The 10,153-nt window shown below is 70.1% G+C and carries 2 protein-coding genes; both read right to left on the bottom strand.

All coding sequences use genetic code 11. The annotated features are described in order from the left end of the window. A partial coding sequence (locus JK364_RS53470) for a type I polyketide synthase (RefSeq protein ID WP_201858729.1) occupies window positions 1-2,428 on the bottom strand: 2,428 nt, incomplete at its 3' end. 70 nt (window positions 2,429-2,498) lie between these two features. Further along, window positions 2,499-10,153: type I polyketide synthase (locus JK364_RS53475; protein WP_201858730.1), on the bottom strand; the 7,655-nt coding region annotated here is incomplete at its 5' end.

The raw sequence follows: 10,153 nt of genomic DNA on the forward strand, positions 1-10,153 counted from the left end.
GATTGCGGTACCAGTACCCCGCATCCAGCCCCGCCGTATCCAACACCCCACCAGTCACCGTCGAATAGAACGGCACCGACGACGACCGAGGACTGATCCCCGTGAGGGCCTGCCGAAGCTCACCCTCGATGGACTCCACATGAGCACAGTGCGAGGCGTAATCCACCGGCACACGCCGCGCCCGAATCCCCTCCACCTCACACGCCGCCAGCAGCTCATCCAACGCATCCGCATCGCCGGACACCACAACCGCCGACGGGCCGTTCACCGCCGCCACCGACAACCGCTCACCCCACACCGCGAGCCGATCCCGCACCGAGTCCACCGGCAACGACACCGACACCATCCCGCCACGACCCGACAACGCCCGCAACGCCTTGCTCCGCAACGCCACCACCCGCGCCGCGTCCTCCAACGACAACGCACCCGCCACACACGCCGCCGCGATCTCACCCTGCGAATGACCCACCACCGCCGCAGGCACCACACCAAACGACCGCCACACCTCCGCCAACGACACCATCACCGCCCACAACACCGGCTGCACCACATCCACCCGCCCCAACGCCACCCCATCACCCAACACATCCACCAACGACCACTCCACAAACGGCCCCAACGCCACCGCACACTCACCCAACCGCTCCGCAAACACCGGCGAAGACTCCAACAACCCCACCGCCATCCCCACCCACTGCGACCCCTGCCCCGGAAACACCAACACCGCACGACTATCACCACCCGCAACCACACCCCGCACCAACCCCGGAGCGCCGCCACTCTCAGCCACCGCACTCAAGCCCTCGGCCAGAGCCGCACGATCGGACCCCAACACCACCGCACGATGCTCGAACGCACTACGCGTTGCCGCCAGAGAAAGCCCGATATCAATGAGGGTCGTCTCCGGTCGCGCGTCCAGGTGGGCGAGCAGCCCTTCGGCCTGGGCACGCAGCGCGCTCTCGGACTTCCCCGAGACCAGCCACGGCACGATGCCGGAAGACAGCTGCCCCGTCTCCTCCGGTGCTTCGTCCTCCGGGTCGGCCGCAGGCTCCTGCTCCAGGATGATGTGCGCATTGGTGCCGCTGATCCCGAAGGACGAGACGCCCGCCCGACGGGGCTCGTCGCCCGCCGGCCACGGCGTGGCCCCGGTGAGCAGCCTCACCCCGCCCGCCGACCAATCCACGTGGGGAGACGGCTCATCCACATGCAGGGTCTGCGGCAGCAGCCCGTGCCGCATCGCCTGCACCATCTTGATGACGCCGGCCACGCCCGCCGCCGCCTGCGTATGGCCGAGGTTGGACTTGATGGAGCCGAGCCACAGCGGCCGCTCCTCGGGCCGGTCCTGCCCGTACGTGGCCAGCAACGCCTGCGCCTCGATCGGGTCGCCCAGCGTCGTACCCGTGCCATGCGCCTCGACGACATCCACCTGCTTGGCGGAGAGTTTGGCGTCGGCCAGGGCCTGGCGGATCACTCGCTGCTGAGACGGGCCGTTGGGGGCAGTAAGGCCGTTGCTCGCACCGTCCTGGTTGATGGCGGAGCCGCGTACCACCGCCAGTACCGGGTGGCCGTTGCGCCGCGCGTCCGACAGCCGCTCCAGCAGCAGCATGCCCACACCCTCGCCCCAGCCCGTGCCATCGGCGGCGGCCGCGAACGGCTTGCACCGGCCGTCCGGGGCGAGACCCCGCTGACGGCTGAACTCCACGAAGGTTCCGGGGGTGGACATCACCGTGACGCCACCCGCGAGGGCGAGTGTGCACTCCTGGCGCCGAAGGGCCTGACCGGCCCAGTGCAGCGCCACCAGGGACGAGGAGCACGCCGTGTCGACGGTGACCGCCGGGCCTTCGAGGCCGAGGGTGTAGGCCACCCGGCCGGAGGCGATGCTGCCCGCGGTGCCGTTGCCCAGGTAGCCCTCCACTCCTGCGGGCAGCGAGGTCAGACCGGTGCCGTAGTCGTGGTACATCACACCGGTGAAGACACCGGTCTTGCTGCCCCGCACCGACTCCGGGTCGATACCGGCCCGCTCGAACGCCTCCCAAGCCGTCTCCAGCAGCAGTCGCTGCTGCGGGTCGGTCGCGAGCGCCTCGCGCGGGGACATCCCGAAGAACGCCGGGTCGAAGTCACCGGCGCCGTGCAGAAAGCCGCCCTCGCGCGCATAGCTCTTGCCGACCGCGCCCGGGTCGGGGTCGTACAGCCCCTCGACGTCCCAGCCACGGTCCTGGGGGAAGCCCGAGATGGCGTCCTCGCCGGCGGCCACCGACCGCCACAGCTCCTCGGGCGAACGCAGTCCGCCCGGGTAGCGGCAGCTCATCGCCACGATCGCGATCGGCTCGTGGTCCACGGACTCCGCTTCCTGGAGCCGCTGACGTGTCTGGTGGAGTTCGGCAATGACTCGCTTGAGGTAATCCCGGAGTTTGTCTTCGTTGCTCATCGCGCTTTCCCAATCACAAGGCTGTCGGCAGATAGCGGAGGGGCATTTCTTCAGATTGCTTCAGATTGCTTCAGAGAATTCCGAGATCCTCGTCCACCATCTTGAAGAGTTCGCCATCCGTCGCCGATTCGAGTTGGTCGACGAGAGCAGCGCCGCTGCTCGGGACTTCCTGTGCGTCGCCGTACTTTGCCAAGAGCTCCCGCAGGCGTGACACCACATCCGTGCGGCCGATCTCCTCCCAGGTCATCGCCGACAGACCGGCTTCGAGCTGATCGATGCCCACGGATACGGGCACCGAGGTGGCGGCGGATCCGGCGTCCCGCGTCAGCTCGTGGTGAAGGTGCTGGGCCAGGGCGGTGGGGGTCGGGTGGTCGAAGACCAGCGTCGCGGTCAGACACAGTCCGGTCACCGTGCCGAGCCGATTGCGCAATTCCACCGCCGTCAGCGAATCGAAGCCGAAGTCCTTGAACGCACGGCCCGGTTCCACGGTTTCGGGGCCGCCGTGGCCCAGCACCGCGGCGACGTTCCGCCGTACCGTGTCCAGCACCAGGCGTTCGCCTTCCGCATACGAGGCTCCGGCCAGCCGCGCCCGCAACGCCTCCGCCGCCCCGGTTGTTCCGGCCACTCCGGTGGATTCCGCCGTCGCCCGGCGGGCGGGCACCCGCACCAACTCCCGCAGCACATGCGGTACTTCTGCGGGGCCGTCATGGGCTGCGGACCTCCAGACCGCCATGTTCAGCCGTGCGGCGGCGATGACCGGGCCATCGCCCGCACAGGCGGCGTCGAACAGTGCGAGCCCCTCTGCTGACGAGAGGGCCGAGATGCCGACCTGGTCCATCCGCCGCCTGTCCACCTCGGCCAACCCCTCGGTCATCCCGCTGCGTTCCTCCCACAGACCCCAGGCCAGCGACAGGCCGGGGAGGCCATGCGCCCGACGCTGTGAGACCAACGCGTCGAGGAAGGCATTCGCGGCGGCGTAGTTGCCCTGTCCGGCGGCCCCGAACATGCCCGCCACCGAGGAGAAGACCACGAACGCCGACAGGTCGAGTCCGGCCGTCAGCTCATGCAGGGTGAGTGCCGCCTCCGCCTTTGGTCGCAGCACGGTGTCCAGCCGCTCCGGAGTCAACGACGCGATCACGCCGTCGTCCAACACGGCGGCGGCGTGGACGACACCCTTGAGCGGATGTGCGTCGGGGATGTCCGACAACACCGCGCCGAGGGCATCCCGGTCTGCCACATCACAGGCCGCCCAGGTCACCGACGCCCCGGCCGAGGCCAGCTCATCGGCCAGCTCGGCCGCGCCCTCGGCCGCCGATCCCCTGCGGCTGAGCAGCACCAGATGCCGCACACCGTGGTCGGCCACCAGGTGCCGGGCCAGCAGACCGCCCAGGGTGCCGCTAGCCCCGGTGACGAGGACCGTGCCCTCGGGATCCCATGTCGCCGCAGCGTCCTGTTCCGCCTCCCCGTCGGCTCGGACCAGCCTCGCCGCCACTACGCGCCCTCCGCGTACGGCCAACTGCGGCTCGCCCGAGGCGAGGGCCGTGGCCAACGGAACGGCGCCGAGCTCCATGGGTTCGTCCACATCGAGGAGGAGCAATCGGCCGGGGTGTTCGGCCTGCGCGGATCGCACCAGGCCCCATACCGCCGCCCCTGCGAGGTCGTCCACGCCCTCGGAGGAGGTGGTGGCCACGGCGCCGCGAGTGATGATGACCAGGCGGGAGTCGGCGAACCGCTCCTCGGCCAACCACTCTTGCACCCGCTCCAGCGCTTGGTGCGCCGCGCCACGCGGACCCTGGTGGGTGTCGCCACCGGTGCCGGTCGTGGCGGCCAGCACCCACTCCGGCAGAGGTTCGCCCTCGGCGCCGGACCGGGCAAGGGCCCCCAGATCAGGGTGCGTTCGCACCTGCCAGCCCGCCGATCGCAGTGCCATGGCCAGCTCGCTGTCCTCCTCACCGATCACCGCACAGCGGGCGGTGGACGGCGCGTCGGCCGGGAGCGGGATGGCGTTCCACCGCAGTCGGTACAGCGACTCATGGGAGGTGCCGCGCGCGGCGTCGATCTGCTCGGCGGAGACCGGGCGCGTCACCAGCTCCGCCACCGAGGCCATCAACCGGCCCGTCTCATCGGCCACGGCGAGCGACAGGCCGTCGGCCCCGGCCGCCACCAGTCGTACGCGGACCGTGGTCGCGCCGGTGACGTGCACCGACACCCCGTTCCAGGCGAACGGCAAGCGGACCTGCTCCGCGTCCGAGGTCACCAGGCCACCAGGTCCCGCCATATGGAGAGCGGCGTCGAGCAACGCGGGGTGCACACGGAACCGCGCGGCGTCCGGCCACTGCTCCTCGGCCAGTGCCACCTCGGCGAACACCTCGGTGAACGTCGAGGTGGACGCCTCGGTGAACGTCGAGGTGGACGCCTCGGTGGATGCCTCGGTGGACGCCCCGCCTTCGCGCCGCCAAGCGGCCCGTACGCCCTGGAACGCCGGCCCGTACGCGAGCCCGCCCAGCGCGAAGCGCTCGTACATGCCGCTGATGTCGATCGCCTCGGCATCCCTGGGCGGCCACACGCTCAGCTCGGCCGAGATCGCCGCCTCCGGCCCCTCGACCTGGGTCAGGAGGCCGGTGGCGTGGCGCGTCCAGGGTCCGTCCTCATCAGCGGATTCCTGCCGGGAGTAGACGGTGACGGATCGGCGACCGTCGTCATCGGCTCCGGCCACCATCACCTGGAGCTGGATCGCACCGCGTTCGGGAAGGACCAGCGGCGCCTCCAGCACCAGGTCGTCCACCTGGTCACAGTCGAAACGGCCACCGGCGTGCAACGCCAGATCCACGAAGGCCGTCCCCGGCACCACCACCGAGCCCAGCACGGCGTGGTCGGCCAGCCAGGCGTGGGTACGCGCGGACAGCCGGCCGGTGAACAGGCATCCGTCGGAGTCGGGCAGCCGCACGGCGGCACCGAGCAGGGGATGTTCCTCGGACCGCAGCCCAGCCGAGGCCACGTTGCCCACCGCCCCACCGGCCTCGAGCCAGTACCGCTTCCGCTGGAAGGGGTAGGTCGGCAGCTCCACATGGCGTACGGGAGTCGGCGCGAGCAACGCCGTCCAGTCCACCGGGACGCCACGGACGAAGATCCGAGCCAATGCCTCCTGGAGCGTGGCGCTCTCGCCTCGGCCGCTGCGCAGGCCGGAGACGAACTCGACGTCCGGCGCGCACTCCTGTCCCATGCCGGAGAGCACCCCGTCCGGCCCCAGCTCCAGTGAGGTCGTCACACCCGCCTCCGCGAGAGCCGCCACGCCGTCGGCGAAGCGCACGGTCTCACGGACGTGCCGTACCCAATACTCGGCGGAGCACAACGCCTCGGCATCCGCCACCAGACCCGTCACGTTCGACACGACGGGGATACGCGGAGGCGCGTACGACAACCCCTCGGCCACCTGCCGGAACTCCGCCAGCATCGGCTCCATCAACGGCGAATGAAAGGCATGCGAGACCCGCAGCCGCTTGGTCTTGACGCCCTGAGCCGCAAACTGCCCGGCAACCTCCATCACCGCCTCTTCCACACCCGAGATCACGGTCGAACGCGGACCGTTGACCGCCGCCACACTCACCCCAGCCTCACGACCGACCAGCAACGGCAGCACATCCACCTCAGCGGCCCGCACCGACACCATCACCCCACCCGACGGCAACCCCTGCATCAACCGCCCACGAGCCGCCACCAACACACACGCATCCCCCAGCGACAACACCCCCGCCACATACGCCGCCACCAGCTCGCCGATCGAATGCCCTGCTACGAAGTCGGGCCGCACACCCCACGACTCCACCAGCCGGAACAGCGCCACCTCCACCGCAAACAACCCACACTGCGTATACGCCGTCTCATCCAACCCCGCCGCATCCCCACGGATCACCTCCCGCAGCGAACACTCCAGCAGCCCGTCGAACCGCGCACACACCTCATCAAAGGCATCCGCGAACACCGGGAACGCCTCGCACAGCTCCAGCCCCATCCCGACCCGCTGACTGCCCTGCCCCGAGAACAACACCGCCAGCTTCCCCGGCACCGCCGACCCCCGCACCACACCAGCCGCCGGTACGTCATCCACCAGCGCGTCCAGCCCGGCCGCGAAGCCCTGACGGTCACCGGACAGCACCACCGCCCGATGCTCGAACACCGAGCGCGTGGTCACCAGCGACGAGGCCACATCCGCGACCGATGCCTCGGCGTCGAGCTCTCCACGCACGGACGACAGCAGCCGCTCCACCTGCGCCCGCAACGCATCCTCGGTCTTCGCCGACACCACCCACGGCACCAGCGCCGACCCTGCGGGTCCGTCCGTCACCGGCTCGGCGACACTCCGTTCCTCGGGGGCCTGCTCCACGATCACATGCGCATTGGTCCCGCTGGCGCCGAAGGAGGAGACACCCGCACGCCTCGGGTGCCCCGTCTCCGGCCAATCCGTGGCATCCATGAGCAACCGCACCGCGCCCTCGGACCAGTCCACATGCGGCGACGGCTCATCCACGTGCAACGTCCTCGGCAGCACGCCATGCCGCATCGACAGCACCATCTTCATCACACCCGCCACACCGGCAGCCGCCTGCGCATGACCGATGTTCGACTTGATCGAACCGAGCCACAGCGGCCGCTCCTCGGCCGCCCGCTCCTGGCCGTACGTCGCCAGCAGCGCCTGCGCCTCGATGGGATCGCCGAGCGTCGTGCCCGTACCGTGTGCCTCGACCGCGTCCACCTCAGCGGCCGACAGCCCAGCACTCGCCAGCGCGGCCCGGATGACCCGCTGCTGCGACGGGCCGTTGGGGGCCGTCAGTCCGTTGGACGCGCCGTCCTGGTTGACCGCGGATCCCCGGACGACGGCAAGCACCCGGTGGCCGTTGCGCCGTGCGTCCGAGAGCCGTTCCAGCAGCAGCATGCCGACGCCCTCGGAGAACCCCGTACCGTCGGCGGCCCCCGCGAACGCCTTGCAGCGACCGTCGGCCGAGAGCCCCCGCTGACGGCTGAACTCCACGAACAGGGCGGGGGTCGACATCACCGTCACGCCGCCCGCGAGCGCCAGCGAGCACTCGCCCTGGCGCAGCGACTGGGCCGCGAGATGCAGCGCCACCAGCGACGACGAGCAGGCGGTGTCCACCGTCACCGCGGGCCCTTCGAACCCGAAGGTGTAGGAGACGCGGCCCGAGGCGATGCTGCCGGCGGTGCCATTGCCGATGTAGCCCTCGACTCCTTCCGGCACCGTAGCCGAGCCGTAGTCGTGGTGCATGATTCCGGCGAAGACGCCCGTCTGGCTGCCGCGCACCGACGCCGGGTCGATACCGGCCCGCTCCAGCGCCTCCCACGATGCCTCCAGCAGCAACCGCTGCTGCGGATCCATCGCCAACGCCTCACGCGGCGAAATCCCGAAGAACTCCGGATCGAAATCACCCGCGTCATACAGGAAACCACCCTCACGCGCATACGCCGTGCCCCGATGATCGGGATCCGGGTGATACAGACCCTCCAGGTCCCAGCCGCGATCGTCCGGAAAGTCGGCGATGGCGTCTCCACCGCGGGCCAGAAGCCGCCACAGGTCCTCGGGGGACTTCACCCCACCGGGGAAGCGGCAGCTCATGCCCACGATGGCGATCGGCTCGTCCTGAGAGGCGGCCACCGACACACGGCGTCCCGCGTCGGCAGCCACTTCCCCGGTCCTGCCGAGCAGCTCATCACGGAGGTGGCGGGCGAGCGCCTGGGGCGAGGGGTAGTCGAAGACCAGGGTGGCGGGCAGGCGCAGCCCGGTGGCCGTGTTCAGCCGGTTGCGCAGTTCGACGGCCGTCAGCGAGTCGAACCCGAGCTCCTTGAACGCACGCTCCGGCTCGACCTGCTCCACATCCGAGTAGCCAAGCACCGCGCCGACCCCGCCACGCACGAGATCCAGCAGGGTCTGCTCCTGCTCGGCCTCCGAAAGCCCCGCGAGCCGGACGAGGTCACCGTGCAGGGGTGTGTCCATGCCCGGCGCGATGTCCGCGAGGGCTCTCCTCGAAGGGGTACGCACCAGCCGTCGGAGCAACGGCGGTACGGCTCCGGCGCCACCACGAAGCGCCGCCGGGGCGATCCGCACGGGTACCAGCAGCGACTGGTCCATGGCGCTCGCCGCGTCGAGGAGCTCAAGGCCTTCGTCCGACGACAGCGGGATGACGCCGCCACGCTCCATCCGGGCGACGTCGGCGTCGGCGAGGTGGCCGGTCATATCGCTGCGTTCGGCCCAGAAACCCCAGGCCAACGACACTCCCACAAGCCCACGTGCCCGGCGGCGCGCCGCCAGCGCATCCAGGAACATGTTCGCCGCCGCATAGTTCCCCTGCCCCGCCGCACCAAAAGTCGCAGCGGCCGACGAGAACATCACAAACGCCGACAGATCCAGATCCCGCGTCAACTCATCCAGATACACCGCCGCATCGACCTTCGGCCGCAACACCGCGTCAATACGCTCCGGCGTCAACGACTCGACCACACCGTCATCCAGCACACCGGCCGCGTGCACCACACCACGCAACGGACGATCCGCCGGAATACGCGCCAGCACACCCGCCAACGCCTCACGGTCGGCGACATCGCAGGCCACCACCGTCACCGACGCGCCCAGCTCCGCCAGCTCGGCTTCCAACTCCACCGCACCAGCGGCCTCCCGACCCCGCCGAGAGACCAGCACCAGATGCCGCACCCCACGCTCGGCCACCAAATGCCGCGCCACCAAACCACCCAACGTTCCCGTGGCACCAGTCAACAGAACCGTGCCCTCGGGATCCCACCCAAAGCCCGACCCAGCTCCCTCAGCAGAAACCGCAGAAGCCGCAGGAACAACGGCACGCGACAACCGAGGCGCCAGAACCTTCCCGGAACGGACCGCCACCTGAGGTTCCGCACACGACAAGACGGACTGAAGCACGTCGGACGGCATCGATACGTCATCCACATCCACCAGAACGAACCGATCCGGATGCTCAGCCTGCGCCGACCGCACCAAACCCCACACCGCGGCAGCCGCCACATCCGGCACATCCTCACCCGCCACGGCCGCCACCGCACCCCGCGTCACCACCACCAACCGCGAACCGGCAAACCGCTCCTCCCCCAACCACCCCCGCACCACACCCAGAGCACGGTGCGCGAAGTGGCGCGTGGCGGACGGAAGATCTTGTGCACCCGATTCCGAATCGGACGCGCATGTCACGAGGACGACATCCGGGGAGCCGGCCAGGGTGGCCAGCTCCGGGCTGCTCACTACGTCCTGCCCTGCCGCCTCCAAGGCGGCGATGAGGCCGAGATCGTCCGATCCGACTATCGCCCACTGAGCCTGAGATGCCGCTCCCCGTATGCCCTCTGTGGGCACGCGATCCCATTCCACGGTGAACAGCGAGTCCCTGGCCACCTGCGGGGACGCGGTGAGCTGCTCGGGCGCCACCGGTCGCCCCACAAGTGAGTCGACCGAAGCCACCGGCACTCCGTCGGAGTCCGCCACCAGCACCGAGATCCCCTCGGTCCCCGACGGCGACAGGCGCACCCGCAGCGCTGTCGCGCCCGTGGCGTACAGGGAGACACCTGTCCAGGCGAACGGCAGACGTGCGGGGCCCGTCTCCTCGTCGTCCGGGCCCACCCCGGCCATATGCAGGGCGGCGTCGAGGAGTGCCGGATGCAGACCGAAACGACCCGCCTCCCCACGCTGCC

The sequence above is a fragment of the Streptomyces endocoffeicus genome (assembly GCF_016741935.1).
Classification (GTDB): Bacteria; Actinomycetota; Actinomycetes; order Streptomycetales; family Streptomycetaceae; genus Streptomyces; species Streptomyces endocoffeicus.